Here is a 15,011-nt window from a genome sequence, read left to right as displayed (position 1 = left end):
GACGTGTTCGGACTCAGCCGAACACGTCCTGCACGACGCCGTCCTTGATCACATCCACGCCGTCGAGCGTGATCGTGGTCTTGAAGATCGGCAGATCGAAATGCCCCGCGGTGTAACGGCCCGCGAATTCATTGGCACCGGTCGAGAACAGGAAGTTGCCGGCCACCGCGCGGATTTCCGTGCCGTTGGTATCGCGCTGGTCATACATCTGCAGCGCCTCGTAACGCGCATTGGGATTCATGCCCCAGCCCACATGCGACACGGCATAGGCTTCGCGGTCGCCCCACGCCGCGAGATAGCGCTTCATCATCTCGGCGTCAGCGCCCTCGCCCGTCAGCCCGGTGAGATAGTCGTCCTTGAACAGCATCCGCACCGGCGACGTCAGATAGCGCTTGAAGGTCAGGTTGATATCGCCTGCATCCATCACCACCGTGCCATTGATGGTCTTGCTCTTCGGGAAGCTCACCACGATGCCGCCCGGCCAATGTGCCAGCGTGCCCGGCTTGTCGGTCCAGCCCCAGACGCCGACGGTGGCTGCGCCTTCCATGTTGACGTCCAGATCGGTGCCCGCCTTCGAGGTCACCTTCATGTGCTTCGTGCCGCGCAGCATCTTCGCCGCCGCGCGCACGCGCTTTTCGAGCGCCGAGTCCGGCACCATGCGCTCAAGCGCTTCCGGATGCTCGTTGGAAATCACGAGAATGCGCGCGCCGGCCTTCAGGATCTCCGGTGTTTCCTTGGCATGCATCAGGCCTTCGATGGTGCAGTCGACCACGAAGCCGGCCTGCTGCAGCGCTGATACAACCGGCCCGAGTTGCTGGATCGCTTCGGACGCGCCGGTGGAGCGGATCGGCACGACCTGCTTGTTGCGCGGCGTCGGCACCACAACGTGGAACGGCCGCGCGCCCATGCGGAGCAATGCCAATTCGGCAATGTGCACATTCAGCGCGCGCGATTGCGTCTCGGAGAGGATGGCGGCAGTGTCGCCGGGCTTGACCGCGCAGCGTTCGAAGATCTCGCAGAATGCGTCGATCCATTTCGCCTCGATGCGATCCGCCAGCATGCCGTTTCTCCGTGTTTTAAAGCGATTATGGTTGGATGATAGGCGCGGTCATGTTATATGAAAAGGAATATTTTTAATCTTGAAGGACAATCCGGCGCTGTATTTTGGGCAGTCGCTGATGTTGCGGAGCGGCGAATTCCATGGCGTTTGACAAGACGGCGCAGGACAAGGTCGCGGATAGCAAGCTCCCGGACAAGGCGCAGGCGGTCAACCCCGCCACCTTCCGTCAGGCGCTGGGCCAGTTTCCGACCGGCGTCACCGTGGTCACCGCCACCAATGGCGATCATCCCGTCGGCATGACCGCCAATTCGTTTTCATCGGTCTCGCTCGACCCGCCGCTGGTGCTGTGGAGCGTCGCCAAATCTTCGCCTAGCCACGATCCCTTCGTCGAAGCCGACGCTTTCGCTATCCATTTTCTCGGTGCCGATCATGGCGAGCTCGCGATGCGTTTCGGCCGTCGCGGCTCCGACAAGTTTGCTGATATCGCCCATGCGCCGGGCATCAGCGGCGCACCGCTGATCGAAGGCCTCGCACCGATCTTCGAATGCAAGACCTGGGCGCGCTATCCCGGCGGCGACCACACGATCCTGGTCGGTGAAGTCGTGCACTTCGTCGAGCGCAATCACGATCCCCTCGTGTTCCACTCCGGACAACTCCGCCGCATCGACAAGGCACAGCCACGTGCGCCTGCCCTAGCCAGCAACAGTTTTGCACGCAGCTACCTGTCTTATCTGCTGGCGCGCGCCAGCTTCAATGTCTCCAGCTCGTTTCACGCGCGTCTGAAGGAATGGGACCTCACCGTGCCGGAATGGCGCGTCCTGGCCTGCCTTGCCGATGTCGAAGGGCTCTCGGTTGGCGAGCTCGCCGCAATGGCTTTGATGAAGCAACCCGGCCTGACGAAAGTGCTCGACCGCATGGAGCGCGACGATCTGCTGAAGCGCAAGAGCACCTCGAACGATCGGCGCCGCGTCACGCTCTACCTGACCGCGAAAGGCCGCGCGCGCGTCAAGCCCGTGCAGAAGGCGGCGCTCGAACATGAGACAGAGCTGCTGAGCCGCTTCAGCGACGACGAGCGCGCAACGATCAAATACACGCTGGATCTCCTGATCGACAGCGGCATGTCGGACGCGACGAGCGAATAGCAACAATCACTGCTTGTCTCCTCCGTCATTGCGAGGAGCCCTTGCGACGAAGCAATCCAGTCTCTCTTCAAATAAAGAACTGGATTGCCGCGTCGCTTCGCTCCTCGCAATGACGGCGGAAAGGCTCGAGCAAACGAAAATGCCCGGCACAAGGCCGGGCATGACGGAGAGAGTGTCATTGTTTGTAGGTGAGCGACGCCGTTACTTGATCGGCGCGACGACCTTGCCCTTCAGCTCGGAGACGCCGAGCTTCTTCGGCAGCATTCCGGATTCGACATAGGTGTCGAGCATCTTCTGGATCGCGTCAAAATTCGGCGCGGCGCCCGGATCCCTGGCGAAATCGTTGTCCTTGAGCAGATAGGTTTCCAGCACCGGGATCGGCGCCTTCATCACTTCGTTGACAACCTTCAGGGTTTCGTCGCGATTGGCCAGCGCCTTCTGCATGCCCAGCGTCAGATCGCGCACATACATCCTGGCCAGCTCCGGATTCTTCTCGATGAAGTCGGCGCGGCAGGCTTCGAGAATGTGCACGATGCCGTCCTGCTGCTGCGATAGCGAGAACAGCTTGCGGGTGCCGCCCTTGGCTTCCATGCGCGCGGCGAAAGGCTGGTTCATCACGGCGGAATCGACGCGGCCCGAACGCAGCGCTTCTTCCGAGAGCGCGAAGCCGACTTCAACCAGCTTGACGTCCTTGGCGGGATCGAGACCGGCCTGCTTCAGCAGGATCGCCATCGGGCCATAGATGCCGGAGCCCAGCGTATTGATCGACATCGTCTTCCCCTTGAGGTCGGCGATGGTCTTGATCGGCGAGTCGTCCTTTACCGCCCAATAGACCGAAAAGCTGCCCGGCTTTTCGAACACGTGCTGCGCAACGATCGAAGCCTTGAGGTTGCCGCTCTGCACGCCCTGCGCCAGTGCCAGCACCGATTGCGTCGCGCAATCCAGCGCGCCGGCCGCGAGTGCCTGCGTCATCGGCGCGGTGCCCTGAAACTGCACCCACTCGATATTGTATTTCTTGCCGAGATCCGCAAATTCCTGCGGACGCTTCATCATCCAGTATTTGGATTCTTCGGCCGGGATGGTCCAGCCAACCTTGATGGTTTGTTGGGCAAATGCCGAGCCACTGCTCAGCAACGCTCCGAGTGCCAGAGCCGCCACAACACCACGCTTCGATGCGATCCGCTTCATCCTGAATTCCTCTGTTTTCAGCGATCCGGCCGCAGTCAGAAACGAATGCAATTCTCTTGCCGAAGCGCTCCCCACTCACAATTGTTTCATGCTTCAAATGATCGCGCAATATGCCTCGCTATGGGCTATATTGAAGCAGACTGGTTGAACTGCCAGCCCGGGAATTGATTCACCATGAGCAATGACTCCTTCTTCTCCGACCTCCTCGCATCCATCTCGGAACGCGGACGCACTCTGCTGCGGCTCGGTCCCGCATCTGTCGATCCTAAACAGAACGCATCGGATTTGATCGAACTCTGTACGGAGCTGTTGTCAGGACGCGGCGAAGCGTCCGGCACGGTCCTCGCGCGCGGCGTGCTCGATCGCTACAAGAGTCTCGACGAGGCCGGCCGCCTCACCTTCTTCGAGAACCTCGCACAGAATTACGGTCCCGATCGTGACAAGCTTGAAAAGGCCATCGAAGCATGGCGTGCCAAGCCGACCGGTGACGTCTCTGGCGAATTGCATTTCGCATCCGAGCCGCAGCGACAGGAACTGTTTCGCCGGCTGAACCGCGCGCCGAACGCGACCAGCGAACTCGTGAAGATGCGTGAAGATCTTCTCGATCTGAAGAATGGTAACAAAGACCTCAACGCCGTCGATCGCGACGTCGTTCATCTCTTGGCATCGTGGTTCAACAGGGGATTTCTGGTGCTGCGCAAGATCGACTGGTCCACGCCCGCCAATGTGCTCGAAAAAGTCATCAAATATGAAGCGGTGCATGAGATTCACGACTGGGACGATCTGCGCCGCCGGATCGATCCCGTCGATCGCCGCTGCTACGCGTTCTTCCACCCTGCGCTTGTCGATGAACCGCTGATCTTCGTCGAGGTCGCCCTCACCGAAACCATTCCGGGCGCCATCGCGCCGCTGCTCGCCGTCGATCGCCAGCCAGTGCCGATTGAGCGCGCGCGCACCGCGGTGTTCTATTCGATCTCCAACTGCCAGCGCGGTCTCGGCGGCATTTCGTTCGGCAACTTCCTGATCAAGCAGGTGGTCGAGGAACTGCGCCGCGAATTGCCGAAGCTCGACACTTTCGTGACACTGTCGCCGGTGCCGGGTTTCATGAAGTGGCTCAAGAAGGCCGATGACCTCAACCTGTCCAATGAAGATCAAGCGCTGGTCGACATGCTCGCCGATCCGCTATGGGTCAACGACACAGCGCTGACGGCGCAGCTCAAACCGGTGATGGAGCAGCTCGCCGCGCACTACTTCCTGAAAGCCAAGAGCCCGCGCGGCGGCCCGATCGATTCCGTCGCCCGCTTCCATCTCGGCAACGGCGCTCGGCTCGAGCGCATCGACTGGCTCGGCGACACGTCAGCCAAGGGCCTGCGTGAATCCGCCAGCCTGATGGTGAACTATCTGTATCGTCTCGACGATATCGAGAAGAACCACGAAGCCTATGCCGACCATTACGAGATCGCGGCATCGAGCGCGGTGAAGAAGTTGCTGAAGAGCGAAAGCGGCGGTGGGCTGCGTTTGCTGGACAGCATGCGGCTGTCGCGGGCGGAGTGAGATAGGCTTTTAGGTTTATGGCTGTCGTCCCCGCGAAGGCGGGGACCCATAGACTCCGAGTTCAAAACTTGAGCGCTGGAGATGCTGACAGAGTTCTAACTTTGTCGACTGTGGTTATGGATCCCCGCCCCTCGTGCGCCGAAGGCGCACTAGGCGGGGATGACAGTCGAGAGATGGGGCGAACAGCTCCCCTCACTTACAAGGCTTGCTGTCCTTCACATTGAACTTGCTCATGGCGCCGCCGATGACGAAGTCATTGTAGTCCAGCATCAGCGACCGCGAGACGCCGTTCTCATAGAGTTCGAACGACATCGCATAGACCGGTGTCTGCTCGCCGCCGTCGGAGGATTTGGCCGATTTGTCGTAATAGCTGACGGTGACCGGCCAGCGGGTCAGCTTTTTCATGCCGTCATCGCCCGTCGAAGGATCTGGCTCGTTGACCTTGCGATCCCCCGGGATCGCCTGCCCGATCACCGTGAGCGTGCTGTAGACTTTCTCGCCGGTATCCGACCCGTCATAGACATTCAGTTCCAGCACCGACTTGCCTTCGCGTGCGGCGGCGATGATGCGGTGGATCTGCTCGGTCGGAAATACGGTGGAGCCCTCCAGCGTGAAGGTCTTGGCCACCGGCTGCTTGAGCTTAACGGTGACGTGATCGCCCTCCCGCTCCGCCATGCCATCGACGGCGCTGGCATCGCCATCATTCATGCGGGTGTCGATCTTGAAGCGATAGCTCTTGCCATCGCCGGCTTCCCAGCTGGTAGAGCGCAGATCGCTCAGCGTGGTCTTGTCCTCGCCGCTGTTCAGCTCCGAAACCTGACGGAAATCCGACGTGTAGCCTTCGCAGGCACTGCCGGTAAAATTATAGAGGATGCGGCCGCTGGCGCTGTTGACGCTGGCATTGCCGCGCGACTTCAACAGCTTCAGCTCATACAGCGCCTGATGCGCCACGAACGGCGTGCCCGCAGCAGGCGGAGCCGCGAATGCCGACACCGGCGCCGCAAAGGCCGCCATGGTCAGTGCCAGCGAGGCAGCCTGGAATCGCGAAACGGAGGAAATGCGGCGCATGGGTTTTCCCTGGATTCTGGAACTACAACAATAGAGAGCGTCCTATTGCGTCGCAACTACGGCCGCGCCGGATTCGCACTGCGCAAATGCCACATTCTGCAGCAAATCTTGCCAGAACCGCACTATTGCGGGGCGGCCCGGCGTCGCCGGATCGTCACTTGCGCGGCGACGCGGTATGGGTGAAACAGACGGTGCCTGAACCCTTTGGGGAGTTTTGTTCGGGCACTTCATCAATCATTTGGGGAATCATAATGGCAGGCACTGTCGAGCAGAAACTTGCGGATCTGGGGGTCAAGCTTCACGAGCCCATCAGCCCCGTGGCGAATTATGTCGGCTTCGTCCGCACGGGTAATCTGCTGTTCGTCTCCGGTCAGATCTGCAAGGACGCGAACGGCCAGCTGATCGCCAAGGGCAAGCTCGGCGCCAGCGTGACCATCGAACAGGGCGTCAATGCCGCCCGCGTTTGCGCGATCAACCTGCTCGCTCAGGTCAAGGCTGCCCTCGGCGATCTCGACAAGGTTGCACGCGTCGTCCGCCTCGGCGGCTTCGTCAATTCGACGCCGGATTTCATCGACGCACCGACCGTCATCAACGGCGCCTCGGATCTGATGGTCGCAGCCTTCGGCGACAAGGGCCGCCATTCCCGCGCCGCTGTCGGTGTCGCCTCGCTGCCCGCCGATTGCGCGGTCGAGGTCGATGCAGTGTTCGAAGTCATCTGATCCAGGACGCATTCAAGGACAATCCCGATGCGCGCACCTGACTGGCTCATCGCCCGGCCGGTCGCGCATCGTGGCCTGCACGACCCTGCCCGCGGCATTGTCGAGAACATGCCCGGCGCCATGCACGCCGCCATATCAGGCAATTTCAGCATCGAGACCGATGTGCAGCTCACCGCCGACGGCGAGGCGATGGTGCATCATGACGATGAACTCGGCCGCCTGACCGAGGGCTCCGGCCCCTTGCGCGCGAAGACCTCCACCGAACTCAAGAAAATTGCCTTCAAGGACACGCCGGAGCGCATGATGACGCTCGGCGATCTGCTCGCTCTGATCGATGGCCGCGTCGGGCTCGTGATCGAGATCAAGAGCCATTTCGACGGCGACCGCAAACTGGTCACCCGCGTCGCCGAGATTCTCAAAACCTATCGCGGGCCGGTTGCCTGGATGTCGTTCGATCCCGATCAGGTTCTCGCGATGCGCGAGATCGCCCCCGAGATTCCGCGCGGCATCACCGCCCAGCGCACCTATGACGACGGCGAGTGGCTGACACTGACGCCAGCCCAGCGCGACGGCATGCGCCATCTCCGCCACGCCTTCCGCACCCGCCCGCATTTCGTCTCCTATTGGGTCAAGGAACTGCCGGCCCCAGCGCCCTGGATCGCCCGCAACCTGTTCGGCTGCGCGCTCCTGACCTGGACCGTGCGCACGCCGAAACAGCGTGCCGTCACCGCCCGCCATGCCGACCAGATGACCTTCGAGGGCTTTGTGCCGTAAATTGAAAAGAACGCCGTCATGGCCGGGCTTGTCCCGGCCATCCACGCCTCTCTTGCTTACGGCGCTTGTGACCAAGACGTGGATGCCCGGGACAAACCCGGGCATGACGGAGTGGGTCTTGAAGTGTCCGGCGCGATGCACAATCTTAGGAGCGGTCACCGCGACGGTTGATCGCATATGACCGGTTCAAGTGATTGATGACGTCATCGGAAATTACGCTCGAAGCAGTGGCGTCCATCAGCCAGATTCCGGCCACGGACTGGGATGCCTGCGCCACCGGTCATGCCGATCTCGGTGGCATTGAGAGCCTCGATACGCTGGCCCCGGCGGCCAATGGTTGCGCCTCGAAGCCCACTTACAACCCGTTCGTGTCCCACGCCTTTTTCACGGCTGTCGAAAAATCGAACTCGGCCTGCGCCCGCACCGGCTGGGGACCGCGACATCTGATCGCCAAGAGCGAGGGCCGCATCGTCGGTGTCGTGCCCTGCTATCTGAAGTCGCACTCGCAGGGCGAATACGTTTTCGACCGCGGCTGGGCCGATGCCTATGAGCGCGCCGGCGGGCAATATTACCCGAAGCTGCAGGCCTCGGTTCCGTTCACGCCCGCCACCGGCCCGCGCCTGTTGATCCGCGACGGCGTCGATGTGGAACGCGTCGGCGCGGCGCTGGCCGGCGGCCTCGTCGGTCTCTGCGAGGCCACCGATGCATCGTCCGTCCATATCACTTTCGCGCGCGAGAGCGAATGGCAATTTCTCGCCGCACGCGGCTTCCTGCAGCGGACCGACCAGCAGTTTCATTTCCGCAATGACGGCTACGGCACCTTCGACGATTTCCTGGCGACGCTGAATTCGCGCCATCGCAAGGCGATCAAGCGCGAGCGCCGCGATGCGCTGGCCAATGGCATCACCATCCATCCCCTCACCGGCAGCGAGATCACCGAGGATGCGTGGGACGCGTTCTTCGCCTTCTATATGGAGACCGGCTCGCGCAAATGGGGACGCCCCTATCTCACGCGTGAGTTCTATGCGCTGATCGCCGAGAGCATGAGCAATGACGTCGCGCTGATCATGGCCAGGCGCGATGGCAAGTGGATCGCCGGCGCCATCAATTTCATTGGTTCGAACACGCTGTTCGGCCGCCACTGGGGCGCCATCGAGCATCACCCGTTCCTGCATTTCGAGGTCTGCTACTATCAGGCCATCGACTTCGCCATCCGCCGCGGGTTGAAGACCGTGGAGGCTGGCGCCCAGGGCGAACACAAGATCGCACGGGGCTATCTGCCGCAAACCACCTATTCGGCGCATTACATCGCCGATCGCGGACTGCGTCAGGCCGTCGGCGAATATCTCAAGCGCGAGCGCGAATATGTCGCGGAGGCTGTCCGCGAATTGACCGAAGCCGGCCCCTTCAGGAAGGGCGACGAGCAGGATTAAGCCGTCTTGACCGGCTCCCCTCTGGCGGCGACAGTCGCCCAAATTTGCGCCGAAATTCTCCGGAGGATTCCATGACCGCGTATGACCCGAACAACATCTTCGCCAAGATCCTGCGCGGCGAATTCCCCTGCTACAAGGTCTATGAGAACGACCACGTGCTGGCGTTCCTCGACATCATGCCGCGCTCCCCCGGCCATACGCTGGTGATCCCCAAGGCGCCTGCGCGCAATATCTTCGACATCACGCCGGACGATTACGCCCATGTGATCCGCGCCGCCCACAAGATCGCCGCTGCCTGCAAACAGGCCTTCAAGGCCGACGGCATGACTGTCGCACAATATTCCGAGGCCGCCGGCGGCCAGGTGGTGTTTCACCTGCACATGCATGTGATGCCCCGCCACGACAATGTCGGCCTGCTGCCGCCGGCATCGCGCAAGGAAGACCCGAAAGTGCTGGAAGACAACGCGACGAAACTGATCGCGGCACTGGCAGCGCTGTAGGCTACGCACCGGCCGTGCGCTCCCTCTCCCCGCTCTGCGCGGGGAGAGGGGTGGGGTGAGGGGCAAGGCACACAGCCAATCGCAATGGTGATCTATCGGATCGCTGCCTGCGGCTTCAAATTACCGACCCGAGAGCGTTTACTCGCGTCAACGTCGTGCACAGCCCCTCACCCGCCGCGAAGACGCGGCGACCTCTCCCCGCAAAGAGCGGGGAGAGGTTAAGTCCCCTACTCCGTCTGAAAGTCCCCCGGCTGCGGCGGCGCCAGCGGTGTGAACTCGCAGCGATCAGGCTTCACATCCAGCAACGGCGTCTCATCCAGACAATCCAGCCCGCGCACCAGCACGGTCGATCCTTCGATCCCCACCAGCCTCACCATGGATGTGCCCAGCGGGTTTGGCCGCACCGGCGTGCGCAGCGAGAAGATGCCGCGCGCATTGCCGTCATTCTTGGGGCTCTGCAGTACGAGGTCGCGGCGCGACAGATGCAGCCAGTAGATCACTTCGAGATGCTTGTAGAGGTCGAGGTCCTTCAGCCCCGGCACCCACGGCTCGAAGATCTCGAGCCGGCACACCGGGCCGTCATGGCGGCCCTGCCGCGGCGTTTCCAGCCGCGACGTCCAGGGCGTGCGGATGCGCCCGATATAGACGAGGCCCGCATGGTTCGGCTTCGGTGCATCGACGGCGAGTTCGCCGGCGCGGATTTCACTTTCACGAACCATTGGTCACCGTTTTTGCATCCTGTCGATCAATCCAGCGAGATATTCTGCGCCTTGATCACCTTCGACCACCGTGCCCGGTCTTCGTCAACGAATTCGTTGATCTCCCTGACCGTCTTCGGCCGCAGTACGGGGAAGCCGATTTTTTCCAGCGATGCGCGGAACGTAGTGTCGTTCAGGGCGCGGTCCATGCTGGCCATTACGGTCTTGACGACATCGTCCGGCAGTTTCGATGATCCCGCCAGACCGAACCAGACGCCGACCTGATAGTCCGGATATCCGCTCTCGATGACGGTGGGCACGTCAGGCAGATCGGGACTGCGCTCCTTGGAGCTGACACCGAGCGGCCGCAACAACCCGGCCTTCACGGGCGGGAGCGCCGTGGAGAGCGTATCGAACATCACCTGGATATTACCGGAGAGGAGATCGGTCAGCGCCGGCCCGGCGCCCTTGTAAGGCACATGGGTCATCTCGACGCCGGCGATCTGCTTGAACATCTCGCCAGCCAGGTGAATCGTGCCACCGGTGCCGGCCGAGCCGAAATTCAGCTTGCCCGGATTGGCCTTCGCGTAGGCCACGAATTCCTTCACCGTCTTGGCCGGCACGGACGGATGCACTTCCATCACGACGGGCAGATCGGTCACCACCGTCAGCATCCGCAGATCTTTCTGCGGATCGTAGGACAGCTTTTTGTAGAGCAGCGGATTGAGCACCATGATGGACGCGGCCGTGACAAACAGCGTGTAGCCATCGGGCTCTGCACGCGTCACCATTTCGGCGGCGATGGCGCCCTGCGCGCCCGGCTTGTTCTCGACGATCGTCGCTTGCTTGAGGTCGCGGCCGAGATAATCCGCCACGAGACGCGCGAGCACGTCGGTCGGCCCGCCGGCTGCATAGGGCACCACGAGCTTGATCGTGCGCGTCGGATATTCCGCCGCACGGGCGAGCGGCGCGGCAAAACCCAGCGCAGCGATGACGGTTATCAAGGCAGAACTTGCGCGCAATCTCATATCGTCTCCCAACCCCTATTTTTAAGTTGAGCGGAGACTATCGCGTTCACGCAGTCATACAAGGCCGATACAGCCTAACGCTGTCGTCTATCAACCGAGGATGTATTTGCCGGTGACCATCACGAGCTCGCCGCATGCGACGCCGAGAAAGATCGAGCGCCTGAAAGCGACGAAGACGACGAGACCGACAGCGACCGCACCATAGCGCAGCGGCGGCGGAATACTCGCGAGTGCGCCGGGCGGCACGACCAGAATTTGCGCGATGACGCCGGCGAGGATCGCGGTGGCCACCGCCCTCACCCAGACCAATATCTCGGACTCTTCATCGACACCACCGCCGAGCCACAGGCCAAGCATGCGCCAGACTTCATTGGGCAGGAAACCCGCCAGCAGCAGTACGAGCAACGCATGCCAGTCGCCGATGAAGTCGCTCACCGCCGCCTCCAGCGATGCACGCCATAGGCGATCGTCCCGGCCGAGACGCCGGAGATCAGAATATCGACGCCGGTGTTGAAGAGCGACACGACAGGAAACAGCGCGAGACCGAGCACGAGCGCCACGATATCGGCGAGCTGCTTGCAGTTGCGCGCCGTCGACAGCAGAAACGCCAGCGGCGTCAGCAACAGGATCGCCGCGCCGAACAGCGGCGGCAGATTCGCCGCGAGGTGATAGCCGATGAAGGTCGCGGTCAGCGACGACAACACAAGTCCGAGGCCGAGGCCGTTGACGAAGGCGATGCGTCGCTCACGCGGGACCAGCGGCATCAACCGGAAACACTCGACCCAGAGCGTCACTGCGATGAAGTGCGATGGCAGGATCAGTTGTCGCTTTTTGGTATCCGGCATGCGCAGCATCGGCAGCACCGACACCACCATTGGAAACAGACGGATCGCACTTACGGTCACCGCGAGCGCCGCCTGGATCACTGTGGCGCCGGAGCCGAGCGCGACGAGAAGAATAATCTGTGCGGGACCGGCCCAGACGAACAACGTACTTGCCAACGCCCAGAACAGGCTGAAATGCGTGTCATGGGCCAGCGCGCCGATGCCGATATAGGTTGCGAACAAGACCAGCGTCAGGATGGTCGTGGTGATCGACCGCATGCCGTAAAGGAAGGCCGCCGCACTGCCCTGCCATCTCGGTGAATCCAGTGCAGGAAGCGACACGTGTGTTTGTTTCTTCTTGGTTGATCCGGCCTGTCATAGGCTGCCGAAAGCCGCCGGCGTCAAGAGGCGCCAATGCATAGGGTGCCAGCAGTCACGCTCTGCCGTTGCGCAGCACCAGGCAGCCTTGCCCGGCCCGGCGGATCTTGCCGCAGAGATCGTTGGCCTCGTCACGCGTGTCGGTCCCGATCCTCACCTGGTAGAAGGTTCGCGTGCCGCGGCTTCGGAACAGCGAACTCAGCAGGTTGGGATCGCGTTCGCCGACCACCGTGCGCAAGCGCAGCATCACGCGTGCATAGGACATCAAGGCACGATCACGATTGAAGCCTGCCGCCAGTTGCACACCCCATGGCCGTGCTTCGCCGAGCTTCACGCGCGCTTCCAGTTGCGTGACGAAGGGATTGGGCGCGCGCTGCAGTAGTGCCATCAGCTCGCGGCAGTTCGACGTCGCGGCACGCGGCGGCGTCTTGCCGTTGCGGCCCGCAGCCTGCCAGTCCTCCACCGTCGCGCCGGTGATCGCGGAGACATAGTTGCGGGTCTCGCCGGGCATGTATCCCTTGCCGTCGAGCCAGTCCTGTACGCGGCGCGGTCCTGCATTATAGGCCGCAGCCGCGAGGCCGAGATTGCCGAACTGGTTGCGCAGCTCGCTGAGAAACTCTGCCGATTTCGGCAGCGCCTGCACCGGATCGAACGGATCGAGCAGACGCCGCTCATTGGCCGTGCCCGGCATGAATTGCGCGATGCCCTGTGCGCGCTGGCCATTGCGCGTCACGGGACCCACGGCATCGGGCTGAAACCGGCTCTCCTGCCAGATCACGCGGGCAAAGAATTCCAGCGGCAGGTCGTTGGCCCGCGCTGCGGACTCGATCATCAGACACATCGACTCGCGGGCGCCGCTGTCCCGCGCCAGATTGGGCTTCTCCGGAGCCGTCATTGACAGCATCCGGTCTGCACCCGGCTTCGCCAATTCGCTGACCGGAAGCTCCTCGGCGCGCACGCCTGCGACCGGCGCAAGCAACAGCGCCGCGAGGCAAATTATCCGGCCGATGATGCTTCCGAACGCCATGCCTGATCCCGCGCGGATTCCCCGCGCCTTGACAGCGGGACCCCAGCAGCTAGCTATGAATGAAAGACGGCAAAAGCGGGAGTGCAAACAATGGCCGAGGCGCGCGACGACACATCCGGCTTTGCCAGCGACGACGATGTTCCGATCCAGTATATGGCCCGCACCCGCGCCTATTATCAGGCGATCGGCTACGACGTTCCCTATCGCTGGGCCCATCACGTCGACGCGCCGTTCCAGCCGCTGAAGAAGCCGCTGGCGCAGTCACGCGTCGCCATCGTCACCACCGCAGCCCCCTTCGATCCCGCCAAGGGCGATCAGGGTCCAGGCGCGCTCTATAACGGCGGCGCCAAGTTCTATCAGGTCTATGACGGCGATACGTCGGTCGATCATGACCTGCGCATCTCGCACATCGCCTATGATCGCGTGCACACGAGGGCGGACGACAGCGGCACCTGGTTTCCACTGCCCGCGCTGCGTGAACTCGCCGCATCCGGCCGCATCGGCAGTGTCGCGCCGCGGTTCTATGGCGCACCGACCAATCGCAGCCATCGCGTGACCCTTGAGACCGACGCGCCGGAGATCGTCAAGCGCGCCAAAGCCGATGGTGTCGATGTCGCCGTCCTGGTGCCGAATTGCCCGGTCTGCCACCAGACCATCAGTCTCGTCGCCCGCGAGCTGGAGGCCAATGGCATTGCCACCGTGGTAACGGGCTGCGCCAAGGACATTGTCGAACACGCTGCCGTGCCCCGTTTTCTGTTCAGCGACTTCCCCCTAGGCAATTCCGCCGGCAAGCCGCATGACAAGGCCTCGCAGGCGCAAACCCTGGAATTGGCCCTGCGCCTGCTGGAATCCGCCGTGGGTCCGCAGACCACCCTGCAGTCGCCGCAGCGCTGGGCCAGGGATGCCGTCTGGAAGCGCGACTACAACAATGTCGCTCTGCTCAGCGCCGAGGAACTGGCGCGCCGCCGGGCCGAATTCGACAAGCAGAAAGACATTGCCCGGGGACTGCGCGAAACGACGGCCTGAGGCCGATCACCCCGTCTTTCGGCGATCGCCCTTAACTTTGGTTTACGTTAAATCCGCTCAATCCGCGCGAGAGCCTTCCCCGCCGGATGGAACTGCGTACAGTCCCCGCCTGTAACCTCAGGGGGCCTCAGGACATGGACGAGCGGCGCAAGAACGTCAGAGACAAGGTGATCTACGGTGCCGTCGCGTCCAAGGACCAGAAGGCCAAGGAATGTGTCGTGCGCGACATTTCCGAAGACGGCGCCCGCATCGAATTTGGCAGCGGCGCGCGGCTGCCGAAGGATGAGCTGACACTCAACATCGCGCGAAAGGGCCGTTCGTTCCTCGCCAGGATCGTCTGGTGGCGCGACAACATCGTGGGCGTCGCCTTCACCGATCCGCCGGTAGAGGGCAAGGAAAGCTCCGACATCGAAGAGCGCCTGCGCAAGAGCGAGAAGAAAAAGCGCGAATTGCAAAAGCAGATTCAGAAACTGCTGGGGCAGTAAGGCGTTTGGCCAAATAACAAAACCGCAAACTCAGCCCTCATCCTGAGGAGCGCGCTTGCGCGCGTCTCGAAGGATGGGTGCATATGCATTCATGGTTCGAGACGGCG

General features: G+C 62.2%; 16 protein-coding genes. 8 read left to right on the top strand and 8 right to left on the bottom strand.

What is annotated here, in order from left to right; genetic code table 11:
• Positions 1–13: 13 nt before the first annotated feature.
• Positions 14–1,060, bottom strand: coding sequence for a 2,5-dihydroxypyridine 5,6-dioxygenase NicX family protein (locus tag HP556_RS21425; RefSeq protein ID WP_175368458.1), 1,047 nt, complete (start codon positions 1,058–1,060; stop codon positions 14–16).
• A gap of 140 nt (positions 1,061–1,200) precedes the next feature.
• On the opposite strand from HP556_RS21425, the gene HP556_RS21420 reads away from it, so the two are divergent.
• Positions 1,201–2,202, top strand: a complete 1,002-nt coding sequence (locus HP556_RS21420) for a flavin reductase (RefSeq protein ID WP_175368457.1) — start codon at positions 1,201–1,203, stop codon at positions 2,200–2,202.
• Positions 2,203–2,403: 201 nt separating this feature from the next.
• Here HP556_RS21420 and HP556_RS21415 read toward each other — a convergent pair whose 3' ends face one another.
• On the bottom strand, positions 2,404–3,390 hold the full coding sequence (locus HP556_RS21415) for an ABC transporter substrate-binding protein (protein WP_175368456.1): 987 nt from the start codon (positions 3,388–3,390) through the stop codon (positions 2,404–2,406).
• 174 nt (positions 3,391–3,564) lie between these two features.
• On the opposite strand from HP556_RS21415, the gene HP556_RS21410 reads away from it, so the two are divergent.
• On the top strand, positions 3,565–4,944 hold the full coding sequence (locus HP556_RS21410) for a malonyl-CoA decarboxylase (protein WP_068732361.1): 1,380 nt from the start codon (positions 3,565–3,567) through the stop codon (positions 4,942–4,944).
• Positions 4,945–5,136: 192 nt separating this feature from the next.
• On the opposite strand, the gene HP556_RS21405 is transcribed toward HP556_RS21410, so the two are convergent.
• Positions 5,137–6,012 (bottom strand): cell envelope integrity EipB family protein, encoded by an 876-nt coding sequence (locus HP556_RS21405; protein ID WP_175368455.1) that lies wholly within the window; start codon positions 6,010–6,012, stop codon positions 5,137–5,139.
• 251 nt (positions 6,013–6,263) lie between these two features.
• Here HP556_RS21405 and HP556_RS21400 point away from each other — a divergent pair, with 251 nt between their 5' ends.
• The 4 genes from HP556_RS21400 (at position 6,264) to HP556_RS21385 (ending at position 9,438) form a co-directional block, all read left to right on the top strand.
• On the top strand, positions 6,264–6,731 hold the full coding sequence (locus HP556_RS21400) for a RidA family protein (protein ID WP_120292021.1): 468 nt from the start codon (positions 6,264–6,266) through the stop codon (positions 6,729–6,731).
• Positions 6,732–6,758: 27 nt separating this feature from the next.
• Positions 6,759–7,505, top strand: coding sequence for a glycerophosphodiester phosphodiesterase (locus HP556_RS21395; protein WP_175368454.1), 747 nt, complete (start codon positions 6,759–6,761; stop codon positions 7,503–7,505).
• Between the two features lie 197 nt (positions 7,506–7,702).
• Positions 7,703–8,938 (top strand): GNAT family N-acetyltransferase, encoded by a 1,236-nt coding sequence (locus HP556_RS21390; protein ID WP_175368453.1) that lies wholly within the window; start codon positions 7,703–7,705, stop codon positions 8,936–8,938.
• 71 nt (positions 8,939–9,009) lie between these two features.
• Complete coding sequence (locus tag HP556_RS21385) at positions 9,010–9,438, top strand: HIT family protein (protein ID WP_089263737.1); 429 nt, start codon at positions 9,010–9,012, stop codon at positions 9,436–9,438.
• Between the two features lie 227 nt (positions 9,439–9,665).
• Here the strand turns inward: HP556_RS21385 and tsaA are convergent, their stop codons facing one another.
• The 5 genes from tsaA to HP556_RS21360 form a co-directional block, all read right to left on the bottom strand.
• Entirely contained in the window at positions 9,666–10,157 is a 492-nt protein-coding gene (gene tsaA / locus HP556_RS21380; protein WP_175368452.1) for a tRNA (N6-threonylcarbamoyladenosine(37)-N6)-methyltransferase TrmO, read from the bottom strand.
• Between the two features lie 26 nt (positions 10,158–10,183).
• A complete protein-coding gene (locus HP556_RS21375; protein WP_175368451.1) occupies positions 10,184–11,164 on the bottom strand; it encodes a Bug family tripartite tricarboxylate transporter substrate binding protein in 981 nt (326 codons plus the stop codon).
• A gap of 90 nt (positions 11,165–11,254) precedes the next feature.
• On the bottom strand, positions 11,255–11,599 hold the full coding sequence (locus HP556_RS21370) for an AzlD domain-containing protein (RefSeq protein ID WP_068734408.1): 345 nt from the start codon (positions 11,597–11,599) through the stop codon (positions 11,255–11,257).
• Entirely contained in the window at positions 11,596–12,330 is a 735-nt protein-coding gene (locus HP556_RS21365; RefSeq protein WP_170849813.1) for an AzlC family ABC transporter permease, read from the bottom strand. Before HP556_RS21365 ends, HP556_RS21370 begins: the two co-directional genes overlap by 4 nt.
• Before the next feature lie 91 nt (positions 12,331–12,421).
• A complete protein-coding gene (locus HP556_RS21360) occupies positions 12,422–13,270 on the bottom strand; it encodes a lytic transglycosylase domain-containing protein (RefSeq protein ID WP_246297853.1) in 849 nt (282 codons plus the stop codon).
• Between the two features lie 213 nt (positions 13,271–13,483).
• Between HP556_RS21360 and HP556_RS21355 the strand changes: the two genes are divergently transcribed.
• The gene (locus tag HP556_RS21355) at positions 13,484–14,419 is read left to right on the top strand and encodes a glycine/sarcosine/betaine reductase selenoprotein B family protein (RefSeq protein WP_175368449.1); all 936 of its coding nucleotides are present in this window, start codon (positions 13,484–13,486) and stop codon (positions 14,417–14,419) included.
• 134 nt (positions 14,420–14,553) lie between these two features.
• Complete coding sequence (locus tag HP556_RS21350; protein WP_175368448.1) at positions 14,554–14,904, top strand: PilZ domain-containing protein; 351 nt, start codon at positions 14,554–14,556, stop codon at positions 14,902–14,904.
• Positions 14,905–15,011: the final 107 nt, after the last annotated feature.

The organism is Tardiphaga robiniae, from assembly GCF_013359755.1.
Lineage (GTDB): Bacteria > Pseudomonadota > Alphaproteobacteria > Rhizobiales > Xanthobacteraceae > Tardiphaga > Tardiphaga robiniae.
Note: the sequence above shows the minus strand (reverse complement) of the source record. Positions and strands in the feature narration are given on the sequence as shown.

Excerpts from the sequence above, each read along its gene's own strand:
- HP556_RS21425 (WP_175368458.1), bottom strand. The coding sequence starts at position 1,060 with ATGCTGGCGGATCGCATCGAGGCGAAATGGATCGACGCATTCTGCGAG.
- HP556_RS21420 (WP_175368457.1), top strand. The coding sequence starts at position 1,201 with ATGGCGTTTGACAAGACGGCGCAGGACAAGGTCGCGGATAGCAAGCTC.
- HP556_RS21415 (WP_175368456.1), bottom strand. The coding sequence starts at position 3,390 with ATGAAGCGGATCGCATCGAAGCGTGGTGTTGTGGCGGCTCTGGCACTC.
- HP556_RS21410 (WP_068732361.1), top strand. The coding sequence starts at position 3,565 with ATGAGCAATGACTCCTTCTTCTCCGACCTCCTCGCATCCATCTCGGAA.
- HP556_RS21405 (WP_175368455.1), bottom strand. The coding sequence starts at position 6,012 with ATGCGCCGCATTTCCTCCGTTTCGCGATTCCAGGCTGCCTCGCTGGCA.
- HP556_RS21400 (WP_120292021.1), top strand. The coding sequence starts at position 6,264 with ATGGCAGGCACTGTCGAGCAGAAACTTGCGGATCTGGGGGTCAAGCTT.
- HP556_RS21395 (WP_175368454.1), top strand. The coding sequence starts at position 6,759 with ATGCGCGCACCTGACTGGCTCATCGCCCGGCCGGTCGCGCATCGTGGC.
- HP556_RS21390 (WP_175368453.1), top strand. The coding sequence starts at position 7,703 with ATGACGTCATCGGAAATTACGCTCGAAGCAGTGGCGTCCATCAGCCAG.
- HP556_RS21385 (WP_089263737.1), top strand. The coding sequence starts at position 9,010 with ATGACCGCGTATGACCCGAACAACATCTTCGCCAAGATCCTGCGCGGC.
- tsaA (WP_175368452.1), bottom strand. The coding sequence starts at position 10,157 with ATGGTTCGTGAAAGTGAAATCCGCGCCGGCGAACTCGCCGTCGATGCA.
- HP556_RS21375 (WP_175368451.1), bottom strand. The coding sequence starts at position 11,164 with ATGAGATTGCGCGCAAGTTCTGCCTTGATAACCGTCATCGCTGCGCTG.
- HP556_RS21360 (WP_246297853.1), bottom strand. The coding sequence starts at position 13,270 with ATGCTGTCAATGACGGCTCCGGAGAAGCCCAATCTGGCGCGGGACAGC.
- HP556_RS21355 (WP_175368449.1), top strand. The coding sequence starts at position 13,484 with ATGGCCGAGGCGCGCGACGACACATCCGGCTTTGCCAGCGACGACGAT.
- HP556_RS21350 (WP_175368448.1), top strand. The coding sequence starts at position 14,554 with ATGGACGAGCGGCGCAAGAACGTCAGAGACAAGGTGATCTACGGTGCC.